The sequence below is a fragment of the Pseudomonas sp. zfem003 genome (genome assembly GCF_032621675.1).
Lineage (GTDB): Bacteria > Pseudomonadota > Gammaproteobacteria > Pseudomonadales > Pseudomonadaceae > Metapseudomonas > Metapseudomonas otitidis.
Map to the genome: position 1 here is coordinate 113,546 of NZ_JAVYJG010000008.1, position 25,831 is coordinate 139,376.

23 protein-coding genes are annotated in these 25,831 nt (G+C 67.6%); 16 read left to right on the forward strand and 7 right to left on the reverse strand.

Annotation, left to right across the window (positions count from 1 at the left end; translation table 11 throughout):
• Positions 1 to 3: 3 nt before the first annotated feature.
• The 3 genes from xseA to RTK35_RS19995 are packed head-to-tail and all read right to left on the reverse strand — an operon-like array spanning position 4 to position 2,948.
• On the reverse strand, positions 4 to 1,383 hold the full coding sequence (xseA, locus tag RTK35_RS19985) for an exodeoxyribonuclease VII large subunit (RefSeq protein WP_182850887.1): 1,380 nt from the start codon (positions 1,381 to 1,383) through the stop codon (positions 4 to 6).
• Positions 1,384 to 1,430: 47 nt separating this feature from the next.
• Positions 1,431 to 1,982, reverse strand: a complete 552-nt coding sequence (locus tag RTK35_RS19990; protein WP_107330739.1) for a sugar ABC transporter ATPase — start codon at positions 1,980 to 1,982, stop codon at positions 1,431 to 1,433.
• Between the two features lie 51 nt (positions 1,983 to 2,033).
• Positions 2,034 to 2,948, reverse strand: a complete 915-nt coding sequence (locus tag RTK35_RS19995) for a LysR family transcriptional regulator (RefSeq protein WP_316908812.1) — start codon at positions 2,946 to 2,948, stop codon at positions 2,034 to 2,036.
• Positions 2,949 to 3,048: 100 nt separating this feature from the next.
• Here RTK35_RS19995 and RTK35_RS20000 point away from each other — a divergent pair, with 100 nt between their 5' ends.
• The 8 genes from RTK35_RS20000 to RTK35_RS20035 all read left to right on the forward strand — a co-directional run bounded on the left by RTK35_RS20000 (position 3,049) and on the right by RTK35_RS20035 (position 13,379).
• The gene (locus tag RTK35_RS20000; protein WP_316908813.1) at positions 3,049 to 3,825 is read left to right on the forward strand and encodes a sulfite exporter TauE/SafE family protein; all 777 of its coding nucleotides are present in this window, start codon (positions 3,049 to 3,051) and stop codon (positions 3,823 to 3,825) included.
• A gap of 94 nt (positions 3,826 to 3,919) precedes the next feature.
• On the forward strand, positions 3,920 to 5,389 hold the full coding sequence (gene guaB, locus RTK35_RS20005) for an IMP dehydrogenase (protein ID WP_044405951.1): 1,470 nt from the start codon (positions 3,920 to 3,922) through the stop codon (positions 5,387 to 5,389).
• A gap of 98 nt (positions 5,390 to 5,487) precedes the next feature.
• Complete coding sequence (guaA, locus tag RTK35_RS20010) at positions 5,488 to 7,068, forward strand: glutamine-hydrolyzing GMP synthase (RefSeq protein WP_160480932.1); 1,581 nt, start codon at positions 5,488 to 5,490, stop codon at positions 7,066 to 7,068.
• Between the two features lie 186 nt (positions 7,069 to 7,254).
• Positions 7,255 to 8,274: an iron ABC transporter substrate-binding protein gene (locus tag RTK35_RS20015; protein WP_044405948.1), complete on the forward strand. Its 1,020-nt coding sequence runs from the start codon at positions 7,255 to 7,257 to the stop codon at positions 8,272 to 8,274.
• A 98-nt stretch (positions 8,275 to 8,372) separates the two neighbouring features.
• Positions 8,373 to 9,854 carry an ABC transporter permease gene (locus RTK35_RS20020; RefSeq protein WP_232060875.1) on the forward strand — a complete coding sequence of 494 codons (1,482 nt, stop codon included), beginning with the start codon at positions 8,373 to 8,375 and terminating at the stop codon, positions 9,852 to 9,854.
• 166 nt (positions 9,855 to 10,020) lie between these two features.
• Positions 10,021 to 11,388, forward strand: coding sequence for a multicopper oxidase family protein (locus RTK35_RS20025; protein ID WP_074970901.1), 1,368 nt, complete (start codon positions 10,021 to 10,023; stop codon positions 11,386 to 11,388).
• A gap of 2 nt (positions 11,389 to 11,390) precedes the next feature.
• Complete coding sequence (gene tadA, locus RTK35_RS20030; protein WP_142014977.1) at positions 11,391 to 11,882, forward strand: tRNA adenosine(34) deaminase TadA; 492 nt, start codon at positions 11,391 to 11,393, stop codon at positions 11,880 to 11,882.
• Between the two features lie 240 nt (positions 11,883 to 12,122).
• Positions 12,123 to 13,379, forward strand: a complete 1,257-nt coding sequence (locus RTK35_RS20035; RefSeq protein WP_044405941.1) for an amino acid permease — start codon at positions 12,123 to 12,125, stop codon at positions 13,377 to 13,379.
• A gap of 61 nt (positions 13,380 to 13,440) precedes the next feature.
• Here the strand turns inward: RTK35_RS20035 and mltF are convergent, their stop codons facing one another.
• Positions 13,441 to 14,901 (reverse strand): membrane-bound lytic murein transglycosylase MltF, encoded by a 1,461-nt coding sequence (gene mltF / locus RTK35_RS20040; protein WP_044405939.1) that lies wholly within the window; start codon positions 14,899 to 14,901, stop codon positions 13,441 to 13,443.
• Positions 14,902 to 15,112: 211 nt separating this feature from the next.
• Here mltF and purL point away from each other — a divergent pair, with 211 nt between their 5' ends.
• From purL to RTK35_RS20055, 3 genes are all read left to right on the forward strand, one after another.
• Positions 15,113 to 19,009 carry a phosphoribosylformylglycinamidine synthase gene (gene purL, locus RTK35_RS20045; protein ID WP_316908814.1) on the forward strand — a complete coding sequence of 1,299 codons (3,897 nt, stop codon included), beginning with the start codon at positions 15,113 to 15,115 and terminating at the stop codon, positions 19,007 to 19,009.
• A 76-nt stretch (positions 19,010 to 19,085) separates the two neighbouring features.
• Positions 19,086 to 19,301 (forward strand): CDGSH iron-sulfur domain-containing protein, encoded by a 216-nt coding sequence (locus tag RTK35_RS20050; protein ID WP_244165697.1) that lies wholly within the window; start codon positions 19,086 to 19,088, stop codon positions 19,299 to 19,301.
• A 158-nt stretch (positions 19,302 to 19,459) separates the two neighbouring features.
• Complete coding sequence (locus tag RTK35_RS20055; RefSeq protein ID WP_044405934.1) at positions 19,460 to 19,777, forward strand: YqfO family protein; 318 nt, start codon at positions 19,460 to 19,462, stop codon at positions 19,775 to 19,777.
• Positions 19,778 to 19,836: 59 nt separating this feature from the next.
• On the opposite strand, the gene RTK35_RS20060 is transcribed toward RTK35_RS20055, so the two are convergent.
• Positions 19,837 to 20,340 (reverse strand): murein L,D-transpeptidase family protein, encoded by a 504-nt coding sequence (locus tag RTK35_RS20060; protein WP_069559298.1) that lies wholly within the window; start codon positions 20,338 to 20,340, stop codon positions 19,837 to 19,839.
• 34 nt (positions 20,341 to 20,374) lie between these two features.
• Positions 20,375 to 20,929 carry an NUDIX hydrolase gene (locus tag RTK35_RS20065; RefSeq protein ID WP_044405930.1) on the reverse strand — a complete coding sequence of 185 codons (555 nt, stop codon included), beginning with the start codon at positions 20,927 to 20,929 and terminating at the stop codon, positions 20,375 to 20,377.
• A gap of 152 nt (positions 20,930 to 21,081) precedes the next feature.
• Here RTK35_RS20065 and RTK35_RS20070 point away from each other — a divergent pair, with 152 nt between their 5' ends.
• The 5 genes from RTK35_RS20070 to RTK35_RS20090 all read left to right on the forward strand — a co-directional run bounded on the left by RTK35_RS20070 (position 21,082) and on the right by RTK35_RS20090 (position 24,423).
• The gene (locus RTK35_RS20070; protein ID WP_074970907.1) at positions 21,082 to 21,684 is read left to right on the forward strand and encodes a CoA pyrophosphatase; all 603 of its coding nucleotides are present in this window, start codon (positions 21,082 to 21,084) and stop codon (positions 21,682 to 21,684) included.
• A gap of 22 nt (positions 21,685 to 21,706) precedes the next feature.
• Positions 21,707 to 22,231 carry a gamma carbonic anhydrase family protein gene (locus tag RTK35_RS20075; RefSeq protein WP_074970909.1) on the forward strand — a complete coding sequence of 175 codons (525 nt, stop codon included), beginning with the start codon at positions 21,707 to 21,709 and terminating at the stop codon, positions 22,229 to 22,231.
• On the forward strand, positions 22,231 to 22,422 hold the full coding sequence (locus RTK35_RS20080) for a DUF1289 domain-containing protein (RefSeq protein WP_170832296.1): 192 nt from the start codon (positions 22,231 to 22,233) through the stop codon (positions 22,420 to 22,422). The genes RTK35_RS20075 and RTK35_RS20080 overlap by 1 nt, the downstream gene beginning before the upstream one ends.
• A 61-nt stretch (positions 22,423 to 22,483) precedes the next feature.
• Positions 22,484 to 23,665, forward strand: coding sequence for a formate-dependent phosphoribosylglycinamide formyltransferase (gene purT, locus RTK35_RS20085; protein WP_316908815.1), 1,182 nt, complete (start codon positions 22,484 to 22,486; stop codon positions 23,663 to 23,665).
• Positions 23,662 to 24,423, forward strand: a complete 762-nt coding sequence (locus tag RTK35_RS20090) for an SGNH/GDSL hydrolase family protein (protein ID WP_410478696.1) — start codon at positions 23,662 to 23,664, stop codon at positions 24,421 to 24,423. The genes purT and RTK35_RS20090 overlap by 4 nt, the downstream gene beginning before the upstream one ends.
• Here the strand turns inward: RTK35_RS20090 and RTK35_RS20095 are convergent.
• The gene (locus RTK35_RS20095; protein WP_222900160.1) at positions 24,420 to 25,736 is read right to left on the reverse strand and encodes an MFS transporter; all 1,317 of its coding nucleotides are present in this window, start codon (positions 25,734 to 25,736) and stop codon (positions 24,420 to 24,422) included. The genes RTK35_RS20090 and RTK35_RS20095 overlap by 4 nt on opposite strands.
• Positions 25,737 to 25,831 lie beyond the last annotated feature (95 nt).

Consider the following 25,831-nt stretch of genomic DNA (forward strand, 5'->3'; position numbering starts at 1 on the left):
CGATCAGTCCAGCAGTGAGAGGGTGACGGGGGCCAGGTGGTTGTCCTCGACCCGTACCTCCAGCTCACCTTCGCCGAGACGTGCCTTGAGGCGTTGGCCGGGTTGGGTCTGGCTGGCGCTGCGGATGGCCTGGCCGCGCTCGTCGAGGAGGATGCTGTAGCCGCGGCCGAGGGTGGCCAGGGGACTGAAGGCGTGCAGCGTCTGCACCTGGCTTTGCAGTTCCAGGCGACGGGTACCGAGGGTTTCGCGCATGGCTCGGGGCAGTCGCGCGGCCAGGGCGTCGAGGCGCTGGCGCAGCAGGCCGAGGGCGCGCCCCGGGTGCTGGGCCGCCAGGCGCGTCTCCAGGCGGGCCAGGCGCTCGCGGCGCTGGCTCACTTGGCGGTCGAGGGCGCGTTGCAGGCGCATCTCCAGGTCATCCAGGCGCTGGGCCTGCTGGCGCAGCCGTTCGCCCGGGTGGCGCAGGCGTCGGGTCAGCCCGTCCAGGCGCAGGTGCTGGTGGGCGATCAGCTGGCGCATGCGCAGCAGCAGGCGGCGCTCCAGGCCCTCCAGGCGCTGGCGCAGGCCGCTGGAATCCGGTGCCAGCAGCTCGGCGGCCGCAGAGGGCGTCGGCGCGCGAACGTCGGCGACGAAGTCGCTGATGGACACATCCGTCTCGTGGCCCACGGCGCTGACGATGGGGGTCTTGCAGGCGGCGACGGCGCGGGCCACGGCCTCTTCGTTGAAGCACCAGAGGTCTTCGAGGGAGCCGCCGCCCCGGGCCAGGATGAGCGCGTCGAAGCCCTGGGCATCCGCCAGGGCCAGGGCGCGGACGATCTGCGCGGTGGCCTCGCGGCCCTGCACGGCGGTGGGCACCAGGGTCAGGCTGACCTGGGGCGCACGGCGGCGGAACACGCTGATGATGTCTCGGATCACCGCGCCGGTGGGGGAGGTGACGATGCCCACGCGCTGGGGATGGGCCGGCAGCGGGCGCTTGCGCTCGGTGGCGAACAGGCCCTCGCCGGCGAGCTTCTCCTTGAGCGCTTCGAAGGCCAGGCGCAGGGCGCCGTCACCGGCGGGCTCCACGGCGTCGGCGATCATCTGGTAGTCGCCACGGCCTTCGAACAGCGAGACCTTGCCCCGCACCTTCACCGCCAGCCCGTCACGCAGGGCTTGGCGCACCTTGAGGGCGTTCTGCCGGAACAGCGCACAGCGCACCTGGGCCTGGCTGTCCTTGAGGGTGAAATAGAGGTGGCCGGATGCGGGCCGGGCGAGGTTGGAGATCTCGCCTTCCACCCAGACCTGGGGGAACACGTCCTCCAGCAGGTGGCGGGCACGCTGGTTCAGTTGGCTGACGGTCAGCACCTCGCGATCGAGGCCCAGCCGTTGGAAGGGGTCCTTGTACATGGCGCGGGATGATACGGGCGCAGGGGGACGGCGCCAATGCGCACGCGTCAGTCTTCGACGCGCACCACGCGCACGGGGAAACCCAGGCGGTCGGCGAAGCCGTCGAGGAAGGCGCGGGTGAAGCCGGCCTCTACCCAGTGGTTGAAGATGAAGGCCAGGTTGGAGAAGCCGCAGGGCTGCAGGTAGAGGAAGCCGTTGATGTCGTCCTCGAAGCCGCATTCGGGGCAGGTGAAGTTGTCCGTCTCGCCCGGCCACCAGGCTTCCAGGCTGTCGAACAGCGGCTCGCCGATCTCCCGGCGGCATTCCGGGCAGCCGGCTTCGTTGAGGAAGCCGCGCACCGGGGTATAGATGCAGCGCTTGTCGACGATCTCCAGGCCGCAGCCCGGCTGGCCGATGGGCAGGCGCTCGGGATGTTCCACCACGCGGCGGGCACCGGCAGCAGGGGCGTGCAGTGCGCGGTTGCCGCCCCGGCCGAAGGCGCTCGGTACCGCCTCGACCACGCCGCTCTGCACCAGCCAGCGCAGCAGGCGCCCGGCCAGGGCCTGGTGGCCGGGCACGCTGGAGACCTGGGGAACGATGATCAGCTGACGGGTTTCCATGGCCGGCTCCGGTGGACGAGGGCGCGCAGCTTACCCGCCCCGCCGGCCTCGTCAATCGGCGGTGGTCGGGTCGCTGGCGAGGTGCTGGCAGAGGTGCTCCACCAGGCCCCGGTCCAGGGCGCGGGTCTCGCTGCGCCAGGCCAGGGCGACCTCGCTGTCGGCCTGGGGATCGGCCAGCGGCAGGAAGCGCACGCCGACAGGGGCGATGCGGCTCATGGAGGTCGCCACCAGAGCCACGCCAAGGCCGGCTTCGATCAGGTGCAACTGGCTGGTCTTGCGCGACACCACCCGCGCGGCACGGGGAAAGAAGCCTTCCCGCAGGCACAGTTCGGCAGCGCGGTAGCTCAGCCCTCCCCGTTGCAGGTGGGGGATGGAGACGAAGGCCTCTTCACGCAGATCGGCCAGGGGCACCGGCTCGTCGCGTCGCGCCAGCGGGTGGTCGACGGCGACCGCCAGCAGCAGGGGCTCGCGGTACAGCGGGCGGAGACTCAACCCGGGGTGCTGGCGCAGGACCGGCAGGCGCAGCAGGCAGGCATCCAGGCGTCCTTCGCGCAGGTCCGCCAGTTGTTGTTCGGAGGATTGCTGGATGAGGTCGAGGCTGACGCCGGGGTGCGCTTCCAGGTAGCTGCACAGTGCCGCCTGCAGCGGGGCGACCAGCGGCACGGAGCTGGAGTGGCCCAGGCGCAGGCTGCCGTGCTGCCCCTTGCCGACCTGGCGGGCCAGGTCGCTGGCGGCTTCCAGGTCCAGCAGCAGGCGCCGGGCCCGGGGCAGGAAGGCCTGGCCGGCTTCGGTCAGCGTCACCTGGCGCGGGCCGCGCAGCAGCAGTTCGGTGCCCAGGTCGTCCTCCAACTCCCGCAGTTGGCGGCTCAGGGCTGATTGGGCGATGAACAGGCGCTCCGCCGCACGGCTGAGGCTGCCGGCGTCGACGATTTCCACGAAGTAGCGCAGTTGGCGGATGGAGATCATCGATCCATGCCTTTTCGAGATAGAGAGAGGGCTTGGATTGTATTGGTGAGATGGCAGGCGTGCTCGCTAGAGTCCACCTGTTTTTCGGAAGGAGTCGTTCATGCACCTGTTCGAGCTGTTGGGGGCGCTGCCGTTCACGCCGCTGGAGTGGCTGCTGCTGGAGAGTGTCATCGCGCTGGCCTATGTGGTCTTCGGCATCGCCGGGTTCGGCACGGCGCTGGTGGCCGCGCCCTTGCTGGTGGGTTGGCTGCCGTTGTCCCAGGTGATCCCGTTGCTGGTGCTGCTGGATTTCGCCGCCTCGTTCGGCAACTGGCTGCCGGCGCGTCGGTCGGTGTCGGGTAGCGAATTGCGCCGGCTGCTGCCCTTGATGGCGTTGGGTTGCGGGGTAGGGGTCTATGGTCTGGCGACCTTGCGCTCGGAGCTGTTGATGCTGCTGCTGGGGGTGTTCGTCTGCCTCTATGCCGTGTATTCGCTGTTCCTCCAGCCGGTGCGCCGTGCGCCGATGGCGGTGGGCTGGGTGGTGCCCTTCGGGCTGTTCGGCGGTGTGTTCGGGGCCTTGTTCGGCAGTGGCGGCTTCCTCTATTCCCTCTACCTGAGCGGGCGGCTGGAGGCGAAGGAGCAGATCCGCGCCACCCAGAGCGCGCTGATCGGGTGCAGCACCTTCGTCCGCCTGGGGTTGTTCCTGCTGGCGGGCTTCTATGCCGATGCCTCGTTGCTGCTGATCGCCCTGTGCCTGCTGCCGGGGATGGCCGCCGGGTTGTGGGTGGGGCGGCGGGTGACGTTGCGCCTGTCGCGGGAGGCGTTCGTCCGGCTGGTGACCTGGCTGGTGCTGTGCAGTGGGGTGGCGCTGGTGGCGCGTTATCTGACGCAGGCATGAGACCTGTCGTCGGTGTGTGATGGCCAATTGAGCGCCCGTGCGCAGCTGGGATATAATGCCGCGCTTCCAATTTTCCCGCCTGGGAGCCCCCGCCATGCTGCGCATCAGCCAAGAAGCCCTTACCTTCGACGACGTACTCCTGATCCCGGGGTATTCCGAGGTCCTGCCGAAGGACGTCAGTCTCAAGACCCGACTGACCCGTGGCATCGAACTGAACATTCCCCTGGTATCCGCCGCGATGGATACCGTGACCGAAGCCCGGCTGGCCATCGCCATGGCTCAGGAAGGCGGCATCGGCATCGTTCACAAGAACATGACCATCGAGCAGCAGGCTTCCGAGGTCCGCAAGGTCAAGCGTCACGAGACCGCCATCGTCCGTGATCCGGTCACCGTCACCCCCTCCACCAAGATCCTCGAACTGCTGCAGATCGCCCGCGAGTGCGGCTTCTCCGGCTTCCCGGTGGTGGAAGAGGGCGAGCTGGTCGGCATCGTCACCGGTCGCGACCTGCGCGTGAAGCCGAACGTCGGCGACACCGTGGCAGCGATCATGACCCCCAAGGACAAGCTGGTCACCGTCCACGAGGGCACCCCGCTGGACGACATCAAGGCCAAGCTCTACGAGAACCGCATCGAGAAGATGCTGGTGGTGGACGAGAACTTCTACCTGCGTGGCCTGGTGACCTTCCGTGACATCGAGAAGGCCAAGACCTACCCGCTGGCCTCCAAGGACGAGCAGGGCCGCCTGCGCGTCGGCGCAGCGGTCGGCACCGGTGCCGACACCGGCGAGCGCGTCGCAGCCCTGGTTGCCGCAGGCGTCGACGTGGTGGTGGTGGACACCGCTCACGGCCACTCCAAGGGCGTGATCGACCGCGTTCGCTGGGTCAAGGAAACCTACCCGCAAGTCCAGGTGATCGGCGGCAACATCGCCACCGGCGAAGCCGCCAAGGCCCTGGCCGAGGCCGGCGCCGATGCGGTCAAGGTCGGCATCGGCCCGGGCTCCATCTGCACCACCCGTATCGTCGCCGGCGTCGGTGTACCGCAGATCTCCGCCATCGCCAACGTTGCCGCCGCTCTGGCCGGCACTGGCGTTCCGCTGATCGCCGACGGCGGCATCCGCTTCTCCGGCGACCTGTCCAAGGCCATCGTGGCCGGCGCGTCCTGCGTGATGATGGGCTCCATGTTCGCCGGTACCGAAGAGGCGCCGGGCGAGGTTGAGCTGTTCCAGGGTCGCTCCTACAAGGCCTACCGCGGCATGGGCTCGCTGGGTGCCATGGCGCAGTCCCAGGGCTCGTCCGACCGCTACTTCCAGGATTCCGCCGCCGGTGCCGAGAAGCTGGTACCGGAAGGCATCGAAGGCCGCGTGCCGTACAAGGGCAGCCTGACCGCCATCGTCCACCAGCTGATGGGCGGCCTGCGCGCCTCCATGGGCTACACCGGCTGCGCCACCGTCGAAGAGATGCGCACCAAGCCGCAGTTCGTGCGCATCACCGGTGCCGGCATGGCCGAGTCCCACGTGCATGACGTGCAGATCACCAAGGAAGCGCCGAACTACCGGGTCGGCTAACTGACACTTCACTGGAGCTGGAGGCTGGGGGCTGGACGGACAGGGTTTCGTCCAGCCTTCAGCCTTCAGCGTTTCAGCCACTTTCCCAGGGGAAGCACATGGCTCATCAAGACATCCACGCTCACCGCATCCTGATCCTCGACTTTGGTTCCCAGTACACCCAACTGATCGCCCGCCGCGTTCGCGAGATCGGCGTGTACTGCGAGATCCACCCGTTCGACATGGAAAACGATGCCATCCGCGCCTTCGCGCCCAAGGGCATCATCCTTGCCGGCGGCCCGGAGTCGGTGCATGAGGCCAACAGCCCGCGCGCCCCGCAGGCGGTGTTCGACCTCAACGTCCCGCTGTTCGGCATCTGCTACGGCATGCAGACCATGGCCGAGCAACTGGGTGGCAAGGTGCAGGGTTCCGACCTGCGCGAATTCGGCTACGCCCGTGTCGACGTGGTCGGCAAGGCGCGCCTGCTGGACGGCATCGAAGACCACGTCGACGCGGACGGCCTGCTGGGCCTGGACGTGTGGATGAGCCACGGCGACAAGGTCACCGCCATGCCCGAGGGTTTCCACATCCTCGCCAGCACCCCGAGCTGCCCCATCGCCGCCATGGCCGATGACAGCCGCGCCTACTACGGCGTGCAGTTCCACCCGGAAGTGACCCACACCAAGCAGGGCGGCCGCATCCTCTCCCGCTTCGTGCTGGATATCTGCGGCTGCGCCGCGCTGTGGACCCCGTCGAACATCGTCGAAGACGCCATCGCCACCGTGCGCGCCCAGGTAGGCAGCAACAAGGTGCTGCTGGGCCTGTCCGGCGGCGTCGACTCCTCCGTGGTCGCGGCCCTGCTGCACAAGGCCATCGGCGACCAGCTGACCTGCGTCTTCGTCGACAACGGCCTGCTGCGCCTGCACGAAGGTGACCAGGTGATGGCCATGTTCGCCGAGAACATGGGCGTGAAGGTCATCCGCGCCAACGCCGAGGACAAGTTCCTGGGCCGCCTGGCCGGCGTTGCCGACCCGGAAGAGAAGCGCAAGATCATCGGCCGCACCTTCATCGAAGTCTTCGATGAGGAAGCCACCAAGCTGCAGGACGTGAAGTTCCTCGCCCAGGGTACCATCTACCCGGACGTGATCGAGTCGGCTGGCGCCAAAACCGGCAAGGCCCACGTGATCAAGTCCCACCACAACGTCGGCGGCCTGCCGGAAGACATGCAGTTCGAACTGGTCGAGCCGCTGCGCGAGCTGTTCAAGGACGAGGTGCGCAAGATCGGCCTCGAACTGGGCCTGCCCTACGACATGGTCTACCGCCACCCGTTCCCGGGCCCGGGCCTGGGCGTGCGCATCCTCGGCGAGGTGAAGAAGGAGTACGCCGACCTGCTGCGTCGCGCGGACCACATCTTCATCGAGGAACTGCGTGCCTTCGACTGGTACCACAAGACCAGCCAGGCCTTCGTGGTGTTCCAGCCGGTGAAATCCGTAGGCGTGGTCGGTGACGGCCGTCGCTACGCCTGGGTCGTCGCCCTGCGCGCCGTGGAAACCATCGACTTCATGACCGCACGCTGGGCGCACCTGCCCTACGAGCTGCTGGAGAAGGTTTCCAACCGCATCATCAACGAGATCGAAGGCATCTCCCGCGTCACCTACGACGTGTCGAGCAAGCCGCCGGCGACCATCGAGTGGGAGTGATCCAGCTCCCCTGAACGCTGGATGAACGAAGGCGCGGACCGCTCAGGCGATCCGCGCCTTTTTCGTGTGGTGGCCCTGCGACCGTCCCTCGCCTGATGCCTTGTGTCGCAGACATTTCTTGAGAATGAGCAGCAGTTGATCCGTATAATCATTACAGATCATTGCTGAGTTCAGAGGAGTGGTTACATGTCGGTACGTCTCGCAACTGCGTTGGCCCGCGCCTGTGGCGCCGGCCTGCTGTCCCTCGGCCTGCTGCTGCCGCTGGCGGCCCGCGCCGATGACGCAGTGACCCTGACCCTCTACAACGGGCAGCACGAAGCCACCGGCAAGGCCGTGGCTGAGGCCTTCACCAAGGCCACCGGCATCCAGGTGCGCATCCGCAAGGGCGGTGGTGGCCAGTTGGCCAACCAGATCGCCGAGGAAGGCGAGCGCTCGCCCGCCGACATCATCTACACCGAGGAAGCGCCGCCGCTGATCAAGCTGGCCAACCAGGGTCTGCTGGCCAAGGTGGACGACGCGCTGCTCAAGCAGGTCGAGCCGCAGTACGCCGACCCTGCCGGCCACTGGATCGGTGTCACCTCCCGGGTCCGCGTGCTGGCCTACAACCCCAAGGAGCTGGGCGACCAGCCTCTGCCGCAGAGCGTGCTCGATGTCGCCGATCCGGAGTGGAGCGGCAAGATCGCCTTCGTGCCCAGCAGCGGTGAGTTCCTCGGCCAGGTGGCCGCGATCATCAAGCTGCAGGGCCGCGAGAAGGCCGAGGAGTGGCTGACCGGCCTGAAGGCCTTCGGCTCCACCTACACCAACAACGTCATCGCCATGAAGGCGGTGGAGAACGGCGAAGTCGCCGCCGCCCTGATCAACAGCTACTACTGGATGGCGCTGAAGAAGGAGAAGGGCGAGCTGAACAGCAAGCTGCACTACTTCGCCGATGGCGATGCCGGCGGCCTGGCCAGCGTTTCCGGCGTGGCCGTGGTGAAGGCCAGCAAGCACCCGAAGGAGGCCCAGCAGTTCGTGGCCTTCATGCTCAGCGAAGAAGGCCAGAAGGCCATCCTCAGCCAGTCGGCCGAATACCCGGTGAACCCGAAGGTGCCGGCTGATCCGCTGCTCAAGCCCTACGACCAGCTGCGCCCGCCGAAACTCAGCGCCTCCGACATCGGCCTGGCCGAGGATGCCCTGGAACTCGAACGCGAGGTCGGGCTGAACTGATGCACGCCGAAGCCGTCGACCCGGCGCTGCCGGACACACCCTCGCTGGTGCCCAGCCGCCGGCGACGCACGCCGCCGATCTGGCTGCAGGTGCCGGTCATGGCGCTGCTGCTGGTGGCGGCCCTGCCGCTGTTCTACGTGGCGGTGCGTAGCTGGGAGTCCGGCTGGCACACCGCCTGGCAGCTGCTGTGGCGGCCCTTCGTGTTCCACCTGCTGGGCAACACCCTGAAGCTGATGGTGGCGGTCACTGCCGGCTGCGCGCTGCTCGGCCTGGCGCTGGCCTGGTGCGTGGAGCGCAGCGACCTGCGCGGTCGCCGGCAGTGGAACGTGCTGCTCTGCCTGCCGTTCGCCATCCCGGCCTTCGTCGCCGGCTTCAGCTGGATTTCCCTCAGCCCGCTGTTCGAGGGGCTGTGGGGCACGGTGCTGGTGATGGTGCTGTCCAAGTACCCGCTGGTGTACCTGCCGGTGATGGCCACCCTGCGCAACCTCGACCCGGCCCTGGAAGAGTCCGCGCGCATGCTCGGCTACACCCGGCGCCAGGTGTTCTGGCGGGTGACCCTGCCGCTGCTGCGCCCGGTGCTGATGGGCACCAGCCTGCTGGTGGCGCTGCACATGCTGGTGGAGTTCGGCGCGCCGTCGATCATGCGCTACCAGACCTTCACCACCGCCATCTATCAACAGTTCGAACTGGAGTTCAGCAACGCCAACGCGGCGATGCTCTCCGCCCTGCTGCTGGCCTTGTGCATGCTGCTGATGGGCCTGGAGCTGCGCCTGCGTGGCCGTGGCCATGCACGCACCGGGCAGGGCGTGGCGCGGCGCATCGCGCCGGTGCGCCTGGGGCACTGGGACTGGCTGGTGCAGGGGGTATTGGTGGCCCTGGTGGTGGTGGGTTCGCTGGTGCCGCTGGTGACCCTGGGCTTCTGGATTCATGAAGGCAGCTCCGCCGCCTTCCCGCTCGGTGACATCCTCCGCACCCTCGGCTCGTCCCTCTATCTTTCCTTTGGCGGGGCGCTGATCAGCTGCCTGCTGGCCCTGCCGGTGTGCCTGGTGGTGGTGCGCTACCACGGGCGCCTGGCGCGTCTGGCCGATCGCCTGCCGTACCTGCTGCATGCGCTGCCGGGGCTGGTCATCGCGCTGTCCCTGGTGTTCTTCGCACTGGGTTATGCGCCGTCGCTGTACCAGACCACCCTGCTGCTGCTGGTGGCCTACGCCCTGCTGTTCATGCCCATGGCCCAGTCGCCGTTGCGAGTGGCCCTGGAGAAAGCCTCGCCACAGCTGGAGGAAGCCGCCCGGACCCTGGGGCAGACGCCGTTCCTGGCCTTCCTGCGGGTGACCCTGCCGATCATCTTCCCGGCCATTGGTGCCGGCTTCGTGCTGGTGTTCCTCGATTGCATGAAGGAGCTGACCGCCACCCTGATCCTCGGCCCCACCGGGCTGGACACCCTGGCGACCGCCGTGTGGTCTCACACGGCCAACCTGGAATACGCCGCGGCGGCGCCCTATGCGGCGCTGATCGTGCTGGTGTCCGGCCTGCCGGTGTACCTGCTGACCACGCGCGCCTACCTCGGGCGCCGTGGCTGATCCCGCTGTGGCATCGCGCCACGGCGGGCGGCCGCCCCGCAAGGGGAGGGCTGTGCGAAAATGCGCGACCTGCGAGCGGCCCCCGGGCCGCGATGATGAGGCCGCCAACAGAGTGGCCGCGTAACGCCTGATGGGCCCGATGCCTTACTCACAGGAGCCTGCACCCGTGTCATTCACCCGCAGACAGATTCTCGGTGGCCTCGTCGGCCTCGGCGTGGTCGGCCTTGGTGCCGGTGGCGCCGCCCGCTACTGGCTGGGCCGTTCCCTCGATGCCAAGACCCACGATTACGAACTGATCGCCGCCCCCTTCGACCTCGAACTGGTCCCCGGCCACACCACCCCCGCCTGGGGCTATGGCGGCCAGGCGCCGGGCGTGGAACTGCGCTCGCGCCAGGGCGACTGGCTGCGGGTGCGCTTCATCAACAAGCTGGACGAACCCACCACTGTCCACTGGCATGGCATCCGCCTGCCGCTGGAGATGGACGGTGTGCCCTATGTGTCGCAGCTGCCGGTGCTGCCGGGCGAGTACTTCGACTACCGCTTCCGCACCGACGATGCCGGCAGCTTCTGGTACCACCCCCACGAGTCCAGTGCGGTGCAGCTCGGGCGCGGGCTGGTCGGGCCGCTGATCGTCGAGGAGCGCGAGCCGTCCGGCTTCCGTCATGAGCAGGTGCTCTCGCTGAAGACCTGGCACGTGGATCAGGAAGGCGCTTTCACCGCCTTCAGCGTGCCCCGCGAGGCCGCGCGCGAAGGCACCCGGGGCCGGCTCACCACCATCAACGGCAAGCCCACGCCGACTCTCGACCTGCCGGCCGGGCAGGTGGTCCGCCTGCGCCTGCTGAACCTGGACAGCACCATCACCTACCGGCTCAACCTGCCGGGCGCCGAGGTGCGCATCTACGCCCTGGACGGCCACCCCATCGAGCCGCGCCCGCTGGGCAAGGAATACTGGCTGGGCCCGGGCATGCGCATCGAGCTGGGCATCAAGGTGCCGGAGGCGGGCCAGGAGCTGTCCATGCGCAACGGGCCGCTGCGCCTGGCCACCCTGCGCAGCGTGCCGAGCAACGAGCCGGCCGGTGACTGGCCGGCTGCACTGCCGCCGAACCCGATTCCCGAGCCCGACCTGGCCAAGGCCGAGACGCTGAGCTTCCGCTTCGAGTGGGCCGCCACCCTGGTCAGCGCTGCCGGCAAGCCCAGCAACTACTGGCAGATCAACGGCAAGGCCTGGGACATCAACGACAAGACCTGCGCCGACCGGCCCATCGCGACCCTGAAGAAGGGCGGGCACTACATCTTCGAGCTGCGCAACATGGCCCAGTACCTGCACCCCATCCACCTGCACGGCATGTCGTTCAAGGTGCTGGATTCGGACCGCAAGTCGATCATCCCGTACTTCACCGACACCTACCTGCTGGGCAAGAACGAGACCGCGCGCATCGCGCTGGTGGCGGATAACCCCGGTGTGTGGATGTTCCACTGCCACGTGATCGACCACATGGAAACCGGCCTCATGGCCGCCATCGAGGTGGCCTGACCGTGCGCCAGCCGATGTTCATCGACCGCACTCAGGACGAGCGCTTCATGCAGGAGGCGCTGGCGCTGGCCGCCGAGGGTGCGGCCCTGGGCGAGGTGCCCGTGGGCGCGGTGGTGGTGCACGACGGGCAGGTGGTGGGGCGCGGCTTCAACTGCCCCATTTCCCGCCACGACCCCAGCGCCCATGCCGAGATGGTGGCGATCCGCGACGCGGCCCAGGCGCTGGAGAACTACCGGCTGGTGGGGGCCACCCTCTACGTCACCCTGGAGCCCTGCAGCATGTGCGCCGGGCTCATCGTCCACTCGCGCATCGCCCGGGTGGTCTACGGTGCCACCGAGCCGAAGGCCGGGGTGGCGATCAGCCGTGGCCAGTTCTTCGAGCAGGCCTTCCTCAATCACCGGGTGCTGGTGGAAGGCGGGGTGCTGGGGGAGGCCTGCAGCGAACTGCTGTCCGGTTTCTTCCAGGCCCGTCGCGCCGCCCGTCGGGAGAGCTGACAGCCTGCGACCAAGGTCGCAGGCTGTCAGTCTTGTCCTACAGAAATGCTGTGTTAAGGTGCGCGGCCGCCAGAAGTGGCGTCCTAGAGCGGTTCTTTGGTGAATCGAGCTGGGAGGTTGCATTGCCAGGAGGCGCCCGCAGTACCGTTGTCCCGCAGTGCCCGTTTTCGACGATGACGCAAGGCCGTGGCAGTTCGGTGTGGCCCTCCTGATCCGTTGAATGTTGTCGAGGGTGCTGTGATGAGTGAAACGCAAGTGCGGTCCCACCTCGGGGCGGCGGAAGAGGGCGCGGTCGATGCGTCCGGGCTGGAGGTCAAGCGACTGACCTTCCTCGAAGCGGTGGCCATGATCGTGGGCACCAACATCGGCGCCGGCGTGCTGTCCATGGCCTACGCCAGCCGCAAGGCCGGCTTCATGCCGCTGTTGCTGTGGCTGGCGGTGGCCGGCGTGTTCACCACCATCTCCATGCTCTACGTCTCCGAGACGGCCCTGCGCACCCGCACCCACTCCCAGTTGAGCGGCCTGGCCCAGCGCTACGTGGGCTCGTTTGGCTCCTGGGCGATCTTCCTGTCGGTGGCGGTCAACAGCATCGGTGCACTGATCGCCTACATGAGCGGCAGCGGCAAGATCCTCGCGGCCTTCCTCGGCATCAGCCCGGCGGTTGGCAGCCTGGTGTTCTTCATTCCGGCTGCGCTGGTGCTCTACCTGGGCCTGGGTGCCATCGGCAAGGGTGAGAAGTTCATCAGCATCGGCATGGTCAGCATGATCGTGTTGCTGGTGGTGGCGACCCTGCTCAACGAGCACACCGACGTGGCGCGCCTGCTGGAAGGTGACTGGATCTACATGGTGCCGGTGTTCAACATCGCCGTGTTCTGCTTCTCCGCGCAGTACATCGTCCCGGAGATGGCCCGAGGGTTCAGCCATGCGCCGGAGCAACTGCCCAAGGCGGTGATCACCGGCATGGTGCTGACCTTCTGCCTGCTGGCCATCGTGCCGATGTCGGTGATCGCCCTGACCGGCCTGGACGGCCAGACCGAGGTGGCCACCCTGGCCTGGGGCGAGGCGCTGGGCCAGTGGGCGTTCTACACCGCCAACACCTTCGCCCTGTGCGCCATGCTCACCTCCTACTGGGGCCTGGGCGGCAGCTTCCTGACCAACATCTTCGACAAGTTCCATGCCCTCGGCTCCGAGTCCCAGCCCAAGACCCGCCTGGTGGTGCTGGGCATCGTCTGCGTGCCGCCCTTCGTGCTGGCCTACAGCGGCATGGTCGGTTTCGTGAACGCCCTGTACTTCGCCGGTGCCTTCAGTGGCGTGATCCTCTCCATCATGCCGATCCTGATGCTGCGCTCGGCCCGCCGCCAGGGCGACCTGCAGCCGGCGTGGTCCTGTGGCTGGATCGCCCACCCGGCCATCCAGGTGGTGATCGTGATGATCTATCTGGCCAGCGCAGCCTATGCGATCTGCAGCGCGCTGAACCTGCTGCCTTCGGGTTGGTAAGACCCCCAGGTACGAGAAAGCCCGGCATCTGCCGGGCTTTTTTGTGGGGGTGGTTCGAGCTTCAGAGCTTCTCGTTGGCACCGTCCGCTGGCGGCGTCTTGTCGATGCCCGGCACGTGGAGGCTGCCCTCGGCCACTTCGGTGCCTTCCATCTGCGGCTGGGTCACCCAGGTGAGGATGTCGTAGTAGCGGCGGATGTTCTGCACGAACTGCACCGTCTCGCCGCCCCGTGCATAGCCGTAGCGGGTCTTGCGGTACCACTGCTTCTGCGAGAGACGCGGCAGCATCTGCTTCACGTCGAGCCACTTGTTGGGGTTCAGTCCTTCGGCTTCCGCCAGCTTGCGGGCGTCGCCCAGGTGGGCGATGCCGATGTTGTAGGCGGCCAGGGCGAACCAGGTGCGATCCGGCTCCTTGAGGTCGTCCGAGAGGCCTTCCTTGATCATGGCGAAGTACTTGCTGCCGCCGCCGATGCTCTGGCGGGCGTCCAGCCGGTTGGACACGCCCATGGCCTTGGCGGTGTCCTGGGTCAGCATCATCAGGCCGCGCACGCCGGTCTTGGAGGTGGCGGTGGGCTGCCAGAGCGACTCCTGGTAGCCGATGGCGGCCAGCAGGCGCCAGTCCACCTGGTTGCTCTGGGAGGCCTGGCGGAAGTGCTGTTCGTACTTGGGCAAGCGTTGCTGCAGGTGCTTGGCGAAGGTGTAGGCACCGACGTAGCCGAGGACGTCGACATGGCCGTAGTAGCGATCCTTCAGGCGCTGCAGGGTGCCGTTCTGCTTGGCCTTGTCGAGGAAGCCGTTGACCTGGTCGAGCAGGCTGTTGTCCTCGCCGGGGGCGACGGCCCAGGCCAGGTTGCTGGCGTCGCCCAGGTCGAAGGCGACGCGCACGTTGGGGAAGTAGACCTGGTTCATGGCCAGCTCGTTGGAGTCCACCAGGGTCAGGTCGATCTGGCCCTCATCCACCATGCGCAGCAGGTCGACGATCTCGACTTCGTCGGATTCCTCGTAGTTCAGCTCCGGGTACTGGGCCTTGAGGGCAGCGAGCTGTTCGGCATGGCTGCTGCCCTTGAGCACGAGGATGCGCTGGCCCACCAGGTCTTCCGGGCGGGTAGGGCGGCGTTCGCCGTTGCGGTAGATGACCTGGGGGGTGACCTCCAGGTACGGGTGGGAAAAGCGCACCTGGCGCTGGCGGGCATCGCTGGCCACCAGGCCGGCGGCGGCCAGCACCGGACCCTTGGCCTGGCCGAGGCGGCCGAAGAGGTCATCGATGTTGTCGGCGGTCTCGATTTCCAGGCGCACGCCCAGGTCGTCGGCGAAGCGCTTGACCAGTTCGTACTCGAAACCGGTTTCGCCGTTGCGGTCCTGGAAGTAGGTGGCGGGGCTGTTGCGGGTGACCACGCGTAGGACGCCCTCCTCCTGGATGCGCTCGAGGGTATTGGGCTGTTTGCAGCCGCCGAGCAGCAGGAGGATTCCGGTCGCCATCAGCCACAGGGCACGGCGCGTGCGGAACACGGGTGGGGTGAACATCGGCGCAGTATACGCAAACGCCGTTTCTTGCCATATCTCGACAGCGAGATTCTTCTCTGCTAACCGAAACGGCTTGAGGCGCCGTGGGACGGGGAATACAGCGTCCTCAGAGCCTGCTGTCGTCCCGCCTTGTCGAAGGTGCCGAAAAGAGGTCCTTTAGGCTAGAATGCACGGCCTCCAAGTACACCCCTTCCCAGAGGCTGTCCCGACGATGTTGATCCTGCGCGGTGCCCCCGCTCTTTCCGCCTTCCGTCACGGCAAACTGCTCGAGCAACTGACCCAGAAGGTACCCGCCGTCTCCGGTCTGTACGCCGAGTTCGCCCACTTTGCCGAAGTCACCGGCGTGCTCGACGCCGCTGAGGAGAAGGTGCTGGCACGGCTGCTCCAGTACGGGCCGAGCGTACCGGTGCAGGAGCCCGCAGGGCGCCTGTTCCTGGTGGTCCCGCGTTTCGGCACCATCTCGCCCTGGTCCAGCAAGGCCACCGACATCGCCCGCAACTGCGGCCTGGCGAAGATCCAGCGCATCGAGCGCGGCATCGCCTATTACGTTGCCGGCCAGTTGTCGGACGCCGATGCACAACTGATCGCCAGCGTCCTGCACGACCGCATGACCCAGCTGGTGCTGGGCGAGCTGGAAGCCGCGTCCGCCCTGTTCAGCCATGCCGAGCCCAAGCCGCTCACCGTGGTGGACGTCCTGGGGGGCGGTCGCGCCGCCCTGGAGAAGGCCAACGTCGAGCTGGGGCTGGCCCTGGCCGATGACGAGATCGATTACCTGGTGAAGAGCTTCAACGAAATGGGGCGCAACCCCCATGACGTCGAGCTGATGATGTTCGCCCAGGCCAACTCCGAGCACTGCCGCCACAAGATCTTCAACGCCAGCTGGGACATCGACGGCCAGGCGCAGGAGAAGAGCCTGTTCGGCATGATCAAGAACACCTACGAGATGAACCGCGAAGGCGTGCTGTCCGCCTACAAGGACAACGCGTCGGTCATCGAGGGCTTCACCGCCGGCCGCTTCTTCCCCGACCCGGCCACCCGCCAGTACGGCGCGACCGAAGAGCCCGTGCATATCCTGATGAAGGTGGAGACCCACAACCACCCGACCGCCATCGCCCCGTTCCCCGGTGCCTCCACCGGCTCCGGTGGCGAGATCCGTGACGAAGGCGCTACCGGTCGCGGTGCCAAGCCGAAGGCCGGCCTGACCGGCTTCACCGTCTCCAACCTGCAGATCCCCGGCTTCGAACAGCCCTGGGAGAAGCCCTACGGCAAGCCCGAGCGCATCGTCACCGCGCTGGACATCATGATCGAGGGCCCGCTGGGCGGTGCCGCGTTCAACAACGAGTTCGGCCGCCCTGCGCTGAACGGCTACTTCCGCACCTTCGAGCAGGCGGTCCAGTCGCCCCGTGGTGAAGAAGTGCGTGGCTACCACAAGCCGATCATGCTGGCTGGCGGCATGGGCAACATCCGTGCGGACCACGTGCAGAAGGCCGAGATCTCCATCGGCGCCAAGCTGATCGTCCTCGGTGGCCCGGCCATGCTCATCGGCCTGGGTGGTGGCGCTGCGTCCTCCATGGCCACGGGCGCCAGCTCCGCCGACCTGGACTTCGCCTCCGTGCAGCGTGACAACCCCGAGATGGAGCGTCGCTGCCAGGAAGTGATCGACCGCTGCTGGCAACTGGGCGCCGAGAACCCCATCAAGTTCATCCACGACGTGGGTGCCGGCGGCATCTCCAACGCCCTGCCGGAGCTGATCAACGACGGCGGCCGCGGTGGTCGCTTCGAACTGCGCGCCGTGCCCAACGACGAGCCGGGCATGAGCCCGCTGGAAATCTGGTGCAACGAGTCCCAGGAGCGCTATGTGCTCTCGGTCGACGCCGCTGACTTCGAGCGCTTCAAGGCCATCTGCGAACGCGAGCGCTGCCCCTTCGCGGTGGTCGGCGAGGCCATCGAAGAGCCGCACCTCACCGTGGCCGACAGCCACTTCGGCAACAAGCCGGTGGACATGCCGCTCAACGTGCTGCTGGGCAAGCCGCCGCGCATGCACCGCAGCGTCACCCGTGAAGCCGAGCAGGGCGATGACTTCGACGCCACCACCGTTGCGCTGGAAGACGCCGTGTCCCGCGTGCTGCGCCACCCGGCCGTGGCCAGCAAGAGCTTCCTGATCACCATCGGCGACCGCACCATCACCGGCCTGGTGGCCCGCGACCAGATGGTCGGCCCCTGGCAGGTGCCGGTGGCCGACTGCGCCGTGACCGCCACCAGCTTCGACGTCTACACCGGCGAAGCCATGGCCATGGGCGAGCGCACCCCGCTGGCCCTGCTGGACGCCCCGGCGTCCGGCCGCATGGCCGTCGGCGAGGCCATCACCAACCTGGCGGCGGCACGCATCGAGAAGCTTTCCGACATCAAGCTGTCCGCCAACTGGATGGCCGCCGCCGGCCACCCCGGCGAAGACGCGCGCCTGTACGACACGGTCAAGGCCGTGGGCATGGAGCTGTGCCCGGCGCTGGGCATCACCATCCCGGTGGGCAAGGATTCCATGTCCATGAAGACCCGCTGGCAGGACGAAGGTGTGGACAAGTCCGTCACCTCGCCGCTGTCCCTGGTCATCTCCGGTTTCGCCCCGGTGCAGGACGTGCGCCGCACCCTGACCCCGCAGCTGCGCCTGGACAAGGGCGACACCGACCTGATCCTCATCGACCTGGGCCGTGGCCAGAACCGCATGGGCGGCTCGATCCTCGCCCAGACCTACGCCAAGCTCGGCCAGGCCGCGCCGGACGTGGATGATGCCGAGGACCTGAAGGCCTTCTTCGCGGTGATCCAGGGCCTGAACCAGGACGGCCTGCTGCTGGCCTACCACGACCGTTCCGACGGTGGCCTGATGACCACCGTGCTGGAAATGGCCTTCGCCGGCCACTGTGGCCTGGACCTGCAACTGGACGCCCTGGCCGATGCCGCCGCCGAGCTGCCGGCCGTGCTGTTCAACGAGGAGCTGGGTGCCGTCATCCAGGTTCAGCAGGGCGCCACCGCCGAGGTGCTGGCCCAGTTCAGCGCTGCCGGCCTGGGCGATTGCGTGGCGGTGATCGGCCGTCCGCTCAACAGTGCCAGCGTCGCCATCGCCTTCAATGGCGAGGCGGTCTTCACCGGCGAGCGCCGCATGCTGCAGCGCCAGTGGGCCGAGACCAGCTACCAGATCCAGCGCCTGCGGGACAATGCCGTGTGTGCCGACCAGGAGTTCGACGTTCTCCTCGACGAAGAGAACCCCGGCCTGAGCGCCAAGCTGTCCTTCGACGTCAACCAGGACATCGCCGCGCCCTACATCAAGAAGGGTGTGCGTCCCCAGGTGGCGATCCTGCGTGAGCAGGGCGTCAACGGCCAGGTGGAGATGGCGGCGGCGTTCGACCGCGCCGGCTTCTCGGCCATCGACGTGCACATGAGCGACATCCTCGCCGGCCGCATCAGTCTGGAAGACTTCAAGGGCCTGGTGGCCTGCGGTGGCTTCTCCTACGGCGACGTGCTCGGCGCCGGCGAAGGCTGGGCCAAGTCCATCCTCTTCAACGCCCGTGCCCGCGATGGCTTCCAGGCCTTCTTCGAGCGTAAGGACAGCTTCGCCCTGGGCGTGTGCAACGGTTGCCAGATGATGTCCAACCTGCACGAGCTGATCCCCGGCACCGAGTTCTGGCCGCACTTCGTGCGCAACCGCTCTGAGCAGTTCGAGGCGCGCGTCGCCATGGTGCAGGTGCAGGAGTCGGCCTCGATCTTCCTGCGTGGCATGGCCGGTTCGCGCATGCCCATCGCCATCGCCCACGGTGAAGGCCATGCCGAGTTCGAGAGCGAGGAAGCCCTGCTGGAAGCGGACCTGTCCGGTTGCGTGTCCCTGCGCTTCGTCGACAACCACGGCAAGGTCACCGAGAACTACCCGGCCAACCCCAACGGTTCGCCCCGTGGCATCACCGGCCTCACCAGCCGCGACGGCCGCGTGACCATCATGATGCCGCACCCGGAGCGCGTGTTCCGCGCCGTGCAGAACTCCTGGCGCCCCGACGAGTGGCAGGAAGACGCCGGCTGGATGCGCATGTTCCGCAACGCGCGTGTCTGGGTCGACTGACGACCCTGCCGGTCCTCCTCTCCCGGCCCCGGGGGAGGAGGGCAGGCTGCCCGAAGTGCGCCAGGTCGAGCCTGGCGTGCGCCTCCTGCTCTGCCGCTGTGGGCATTCGCCCCGGCTTCCCGACTGTCCCCTCGATTGTCGACAAGGGCTCGCCTTCCAGGTCGAGCGCCCGCGTATCCTCCTGCTCTGTCGTTGTGGTCGATCCCGTCGCCTGCCCTGGTGCGATGGCAGCCATGCGCCCGAAGCCGTCGGTTTCAAGGCGCGTTGGCGGCGCTTCTGGGCCGGACGGTGAACCGTCGTTTTTTCCGGACCCGGCTGAACGCGACACCTTCCCGTTAGTCGAATGGCGGGTCGATTCCACGGATTCATAAAATCTTGGCGGACGGCCTCGATTAAGTGGCATCATCGTGCCATCACTGTCCAGCCTGTAATTTCCTGACGGAGTTATTGATGTACAAGCTGTGCTTCTATGTGCCGGAGTCCCATGTCGAACCCGTCAAGCAGGCGGTCTTCGCAGCGGGTGGAGGGCGCATCGGCGCCTATGACAGCTGCTCCTGGCAGGCCCTGGGTCAGGGGCAGTTCAGGCCCCTCGATGGCGCCGATCCGTTCATCGGCCAGGTGGGGCAGGTCGAGCACCTGCCCGAGTGGAAGGTGGAGATGGTGGTAGCCGACGAGCTGATCCACGATGCGGTGCGGGCCCTGAAGAAGGCCCATCCCTACGAGACCCCGGCCTTCGAGGTGTGGCGGTTGTCGGACCTGGTGTTCTGAACTGATCGGCCAGGCATGAAAAAGGCGCCTTCAAGGCGCCTTTTCTATTGGGGCTGGGCTCAGGGGCGGATCTCGATCAGCGTCCCGTCCTTCACCAGGCTCCAGATCTCGCGCATGTCGGCGTTCTTCATGGCGATGCAGCCTTCGGTCCAGTCGAGGGTGTGGAAGTACCACTCGGGGTACTCCTCGTCCAACGGGGTGCCGTGGATCATGATCATGCCGCCCGGGGGCACGCCCTTCTCGCGGGCCAGTTTGGCGTCGCGGGCATTGGGGTAGGAGATGTGCATGGCCAGGTTGAACTTGTCGCTGGTCTTGCGCCAGTCGATCCAGTAGAAGCCCTCGGGGGTGCGCTGGTCGCCCTCGCGCAGCTTCGGCCCGTTGGGCTGCTTGCCCAGGGAGATGCGGTAGCTCTTGAGGATGTCGCCGCGATTCATGAGCAGCAGCTTGCGCTCGGACTTCACCACCAGCACTTTGTCGATGGGCTTGCCGCCCAGGGCGGGTGCAGCGCTGGCGTGGGAAAGGGTGGTGAACAGGAAAACAAAGGCTAGGAGCATCCAGCGCATCTACAGCATCCCCGGGAACACGTGTTGGCAGCGATCAGGCTTTCTTGTCATGGGCCACCAGAGGGGCCAGCGGTTCGTTGCGCACCGGGTAGACCTGCTGCACCCGGTCGGCGAAGAAGCATTCTAAGGTACGGCCCACAGTGGGAAAAGCCAGCTCGGACCAAGGGATCTCGTGCTCGTGGAACAGCCGCACCTCAAGGCTTTCCTCGCCAGCGGCGAAGTCCAGGTCGGTGAGGTCGGCGAGGAACAGGGTGTAGACCTGGCTGATGTGGGGCAGGTCGAACAGCGTGTACAGGCGCAGGTTGTGGACCCGGGCGCAGGCCTCCTCGGCGGTTTCCCGGGCGGCGGCCTGTTCCATGGTCTCGCCGTTCTCCATGAAGCCGGCCGGCAGCGTCCAGTAGCCACGGCGGGGCTCGATGGCCCGGCGGCACAGCAGCACCTGCTGGCCCCAGACCGGCAGGCAGCCGGAGACGATGCGCGGGTTCTGGTAGTGCACCGTGTCGCAGGCATCGCAGACGTGACGCAGGCGGTTGTCGCCCTGGGGGATGCGTTGCACCACGGGGGTGCCGCACTGGCTGCAGAACTTCATCGGGGGCCCTCGGTTGGAGGTCGTCATCTTGGCGCGCCGGCCAGGGGCTCGGCAAGCGGGGCGGGTGGCCGGATCGAAGGGCGGAACGGGGCTTGGGGGCCCCTGGCGGTTCGTGCCATGATGCCCGGCACAACAAGAGACCGAGACCTTCCATGCTGGATGAGCTTCTCCGCCGGGTGCGGAGCCATTCCCCCACCGACCTGCCCATCGAGCGCAGCTTTCCCGAAGCGGCGGTGCTGGTGCCGGTGACCCGCAGCGACGACCCCGAACTGATCCTGACCCTGCGCGCCAGTGGCTTGTCCACCCATGGCGGCGAGGTGGCCTTTCCCGGTGGACGACGTGACCCCGAGGACCACGACCTGATCCACACCGCCCTGCGCGAGGCGGAAGAGGAGATCGGCCTGCCGCCAGGCCTGGTGGAAGTGGTCGGGCCCTTGAGCACCCTGGTGTCCCGCCACGGCATCAAGGTCACGCCCTATGTCGGGCTGGTGCCCGATTACGTCGAGTACCACGCCAACCGGGGCGAGATCGACTCGGTGTTCAGCGTGCCGCTGTCGTTCTTCCGTGATGACCCCCGCGAGGTCACCCACCGCATCGACTACCTCGGGCAGAGCTGGTACGTGCCCAGCTATCACTACGACGGGTACAAGATCTGGGGCCTCACCGCGATCATGGTGGTGGAGCTGGTCAACCTCATCTTCGATGCCGGCATCGAGCTGCGCGAGCCGCCGGAATCCTTCGTCAAACTCACCTGAGTCCCGCATACAGGAGCGCCTGATGAAATACCGCCTGGGCAACGCCCGTGTCGAAACCCATCCAGACAGCTGGATCGCCCCCGACGCCTCGGTGATCGGCAAGGTGCGCCTGGAGGCGGGCGCCAGCGTCTGGTTCGGTGCCGTGCTGCGCGGCGACAACGAGCTGATCCACATCGGCGAGCACTGCAACGTGCAGGACGGCGCGGTGATGCACACCGACATGGGCTACCCGCTGACCCTCGGCAAGGGCGTCACCGTCGGTCACAACGCCATGCTCCACGGCTGCACGGTCGGCGACTACAGCCTGGTCGGCATCAATGCGGTGATCCTCAACGGGGCGAAGATCGGCAAGTACTGCATCATCGGCGCCAACGCGCTGATCGCCGAGGGTAAGGAAATACCCGATGGCTCGCTGGTGATGGGCTCTCCCGGTAAAATCGTCCGCGAGCTGACCGAGCCACAGAAGAAAATGCTCGAAGCCAGTGCCGCCCACTACGTACACAACGCCCAGCGCTACGCCCGCGAGCTGGTCGAACAGGAAGACTGATGGAAATCGAACGCCCCGTACCGTCCCCTTGCGTACACGTCTGTGCGCTGGACGATGACGATACCTGCCTAGGGTGCCAGCGCAGCATTGATGAAATCAGCCGCTGGGGGCGCATGGACAACACCGAGCGCCGCGAGGTCCTGGCCCGTTGCCTGGAGCGCGCGCGCGACAAGGGCCAGCTGATGGCCTGACCCTTCCAGGCGCCGGTCGCGCCGGCGCCTCACCGACTCTTCATCCTTCGAGGAAACACCGATGCCCCGTATTGGAACCCCGCTGTCGCCGAGCGCGACCCGTGTACTGCTCTGCGGCTCTGGCGAGCTGGGCAAGGAAGTGGTGATCGAACTGCAACGCCTGGGCGTTGAAGTCATCGCCGTGGACCGCTACGAGAACGCACCGGCCATGCAGGTCGCCCACCGCAGCCACGTCATCAGCATGCTGGACGGCGAGGCCCTGCGCCGTGTCATCGAGCTGGAAAAGCCGCACTACATCGTGCCGGAGATCGAAGCCATCGCCACCGCCACCCTGGTGGAGCTGGAGGCCGAGGGCTACACCGTCATTCCCACTGCCCGTGCCGCGCAGTTGACCATGAACCGCGAGGGCATCCGCCGCCTGGCGGCCGAGGAACTGGGCCTGCCCACCTCGCCCTACCACTTCGCCGATACCTTCGAGGACTACCGCGCCGCCGTGGCCAGCGTCGGCTACCCCTGCGTGGTCAAGCCGATCATGAGCTCCTCCGGCAAGGGCCAGTCCGTTCTGAAGAGCGACGCCGACCTGCAGACCGCCTGGGACTACGCCCAGGAAGGCGGCCGGGCTGGCAAGGGCCGGGTCATCGTCGAGGGCTTCATCGACTTCGACTACGAGATCACCCTGCTCACCGTGCGTCACATCGGCGGCACCACCTTCTGCGCGCCCATCGGCCACCGCCAGGTGAAGGGCGACTACCACGAGTCCTGGCAGCCCCAGGCCATGAACCCGAAGGCACTGGCCGAGTCCGAGCGCGTGGCCAAGGCCGTGACCGAGGCACTGGGCGGCCGTGGCCTGTTCGGCGTGGAGCTGTTCGTCAAGGGCGACCAGGTGTGGTTCAGCGAGGTCTCGCCGCGCCCCCATGACACCGGCCTGGTGACCCTGATCTCCCAGGACCTCTCCGAGTTCGCCCTGCACGCGCGCGCCATCCTCGGCCTGCCGATCCCGGCCATCCGCCAGCAGGGGCCGTCGGCTTCCGCCGTCATCCTGGTGGAAGGCAAGTCCGGCGAAGTCAGCTTCGGCAACCTCGCCGACGCACTGAGCGAGCCGGACACCGCGCTGCGCCTGTTCGGCAAGCCGGAAGTCGATGGCCAGCGCCGCATGGGCGTAGCCCTGGCGCGCGACGAGTCCACCGACCTGGCCCGCGCCAAGGCGACCCGTTCCGCCCAGGCGGTCGACGTCAAGCTGTGAGCCGCTGGGCCGGGGCGCTCTGGTGGGCATCGGCGGTCACGCTGATGCCCCTCATGCTGCCCCTCGCCCTGCATACCCGGCGCACCGCCCTGCGCCTGCCGCCGGCAGCAGGCCCCGAGCAGGGGGTGGCGGGCGTGGGGTTCGCCGGTGAGCCGCTGCGGCTGCTGGTGATCGGCGAGTCCACCGTCGCGGGTGTCGGAGTCGACCTGCTCGAACGGGCACTTCCGGGGCAACTGGCGAATGCGCTGTCGCGCCGCCTGGAGCGCCCGGTAGCCTGGCGGGCCTGTGGGGAGAACGGCATCACCGCCGTGGAGGCCTGCGAGCGCCTGTTGCCGCAGGTGGCCGACGAGGCACCCGACCTGGTGGTGATGGCCTTCGGCGTCAACGACACCACCCATTTCACTTCGCGATCCCGTTGGCGCCAGGCGCTGGAAGGGCTGGGCAGGCCCTTTCTCCAGCGTGGCGCCTGCGTGGCCTTTTCCGCCGTGCCGCCGCTCGGGCACTTCCGGGCCTTGCCCTGGCCGCTGCGCCTGCTGCTGGGCTGGCGTGCGCGCTTGATGGACCGGGTGCTGGCGGAGACGGCCAGCCCCCTGGGCGCCCTTCATTGCACCGCCACCCTGGCGATGCGCCCCGACTACCTGGCGATTGATGGCTACCACCCGTCAGAGCTGGGCTGCGAGGTCTGGGCCGGCCTGCTGGCCGACCGCCTGTGGCTCGAGATGGTGCCGCAACCGCCCTTGGCTGCGGCAGCCGGTTAACGGGGGCCGGACAGGTCCCGGTCGCGAGTCTCCTTCAGGCACAGCACGGCCAGCAGGCTGAGCAGCGCAGCTGCCGATACATAGCCCCCCACCCATGACAGGCCGCCGAGGCTGACCAGCTTCTGGGCGAAGAACGGCGCCACCGAAGCGCCCACGATGCCCCCCAGGTTGTAGGCCGCCGACGCGCCGGTGTAGCGCACCGGGGTGGGAAACAGCTCGGGCAGCAGCGCGCCCATGGGGGCAAAGGTCACCCCCATCAGGAACAGCTCCAGGCTGAGGAACAGGGTCACCGAAAGGGTGGACCCCTGGGTCAGCAGTGGCTCCATGGTGAAACCGGAGAGGATCGCCAGCACACAGCCGCCGATCAGCACCGGCTTGCGCCCGAAGCGGTCGCTGAGCCAGGCCGAGAGCGGGGTGGCCGCCGCCATGAACAGCACCGCGAAGCACAGCATGCCGAGGAAGCTCTCGCGGCTGTAGCCGAGGCTCGCCACGCCGTGGCTGAGGGAAAACACCGTGGAGATGTAGAACAGCGCGTAGCACACCACCATCGCCAGGGCGCCCAGCAGGATCGGGCGCCAGTGGCTGGCAAAGGCTTCCACCACCGGCAGCTTCACCTGGCGATGCTGGGCCAGGGCCTGGGCGAAGACCGGCGTTTCCTCCAGCTTCAGGCGCACATAGAGACCGACCATCACCAGCACGGCACTGAGCAGGAAGGGAATGCGCCAGCCCCAGGCACGGAACTGCTCGTCACTGAGCAGCAGCGCCAGGGAGAGGAACAGACCGTTGGCGGCGAGGAAGCCGATGGAGGGGCCGAGTTGCGGGAACATGCCGAACCAGGCGCGCTTGCCCGGCGGTGCATTCTCGGTGGCCAGCAGTGCCGCACCGCCCCATTCGCCCCCCAGCCCCAGGCCCTGGCCGAAGCGCAGCAGGCACAGCAGGATCGGTGCCCAGGCGCCGATGCTGTCGTAGCCGGGCAGCACACCGATCAGGGTGGTGGAAACCCCCATCAGCAGCAGCGAGGCCACCAGGGTCGACTTGCGTCCGATACGGTCGCCGAAGTGCCCGAACAGGGCCGAACCCAGCGGCCGCGCGAGGAACGCGATGCCGAAGGTGAGGAAGGCCGAGAGCATCTGCGCGGTCGGCGAGCCCTGGGGGAAGAACACCGGGCCGATCACCAGGGCGGCGGCGGTGGCGTAGATATAGAAGTCGTAGAACTCGATGGCCGTGCCGATGAAGCTGGCCGTGGCGACGCGGGCGGGTGAGTTCGCGGGAGGCGTGGTGGCCGGAGTCTCGGTGCAGGCAGTGGAAGTCATGCGGTTGTCCCCTGGCGGGCGTCGGCACGGGCGGCGCCCCTGGTATTGGCGTGTGGACTGAGGGGCTGGGGCGAGGTCGGCGGATAGCCGGCTTC

Bases quoted from the DNA above. Each gene is read 5' to 3' on its own strand.
- mltF (WP_044405939.1), bottom strand. From the start codon at position 14,901: ATGTTCACCCCACCCGTGTTCCGCACGCGCCGTGCCCTGTGGCTGATG.
- RTK35_RS20075 (WP_074970909.1), top strand. From the start codon at position 21,707: ATGAAATACCGCCTGGGCAACGCCCGTGTCGAAACCCATCCAGACAGC.
- RTK35_RS20055 (WP_044405934.1), top strand. From the start codon at position 19,460: ATGTACAAGCTGTGCTTCTATGTGCCGGAGTCCCATGTCGAACCCGTC.
- purT (WP_316908815.1), top strand. From the start codon at position 22,484: ATGCCCCGTATTGGAACCCCGCTGTCGCCGAGCGCGACCCGTGTACTG.
- RTK35_RS20065 (WP_044405930.1), bottom strand. From the start codon at position 20,929: ATGAAGTTCTGCAGCCAGTGCGGCACCCCCGTGGTGCAACGCATCCCC.
- RTK35_RS20095 (WP_222900160.1), bottom strand. From the start codon at position 25,736: ATGACTTCCACTGCCTGCACCGAGACTCCGGCCACCACGCCTCCCGCG.
- xseA (WP_182850887.1), bottom strand. From the start codon at position 1,383: ATGTACAAGGACCCCTTCCAACGGCTGGGCCTCGATCGCGAGGTGCTG.
- guaB (WP_044405951.1), top strand. From the start codon at position 3,920: ATGCTGCGCATCAGCCAAGAAGCCCTTACCTTCGACGACGTACTCCTG.
- RTK35_RS20000 (WP_316908813.1), top strand. From the start codon at position 3,049: ATGCACCTGTTCGAGCTGTTGGGGGCGCTGCCGTTCACGCCGCTGGAG.
- RTK35_RS19990 (WP_107330739.1), bottom strand. From the start codon at position 1,982: ATGGAAACCCGTCAGCTGATCATCGTTCCCCAGGTCTCCAGCGTGCCC.
- RTK35_RS20060 (WP_069559298.1), bottom strand. From the start codon at position 20,340: ATGCGCTGGATGCTCCTAGCCTTTGTTTTCCTGTTCACCACCCTTTCC.
- RTK35_RS19995 (WP_316908812.1), bottom strand. From the start codon at position 2,948: ATGATCTCCATCCGCCAACTGCGCTACTTCGTGGAAATCGTCGACGCC.
- RTK35_RS20020 (WP_232060875.1), top strand. From the start codon at position 8,373: ATGGCGCTGCTGCTGGTGGCGGCCCTGCCGCTGTTCTACGTGGCGGTG.
- RTK35_RS20015 (WP_044405948.1), top strand. From the start codon at position 7,255: ATGTCGGTACGTCTCGCAACTGCGTTGGCCCGCGCCTGTGGCGCCGGC.
- purL (WP_316908814.1), top strand. From the start codon at position 15,113: ATGTTGATCCTGCGCGGTGCCCCCGCTCTTTCCGCCTTCCGTCACGGC.
- RTK35_RS20035 (WP_044405941.1), top strand. From the start codon at position 12,123: ATGAGTGAAACGCAAGTGCGGTCCCACCTCGGGGCGGCGGAAGAGGGC.
- RTK35_RS20070 (WP_074970907.1), top strand. From the start codon at position 21,082: ATGCTGGATGAGCTTCTCCGCCGGGTGCGGAGCCATTCCCCCACCGAC.
- guaA (WP_160480932.1), top strand. From the start codon at position 5,488: ATGGCTCATCAAGACATCCACGCTCACCGCATCCTGATCCTCGACTTT.
- RTK35_RS20080 (WP_170832296.1), top strand. From the start codon at position 22,231: ATGGAAATCGAACGCCCCGTACCGTCCCCTTGCGTACACGTCTGTGCG.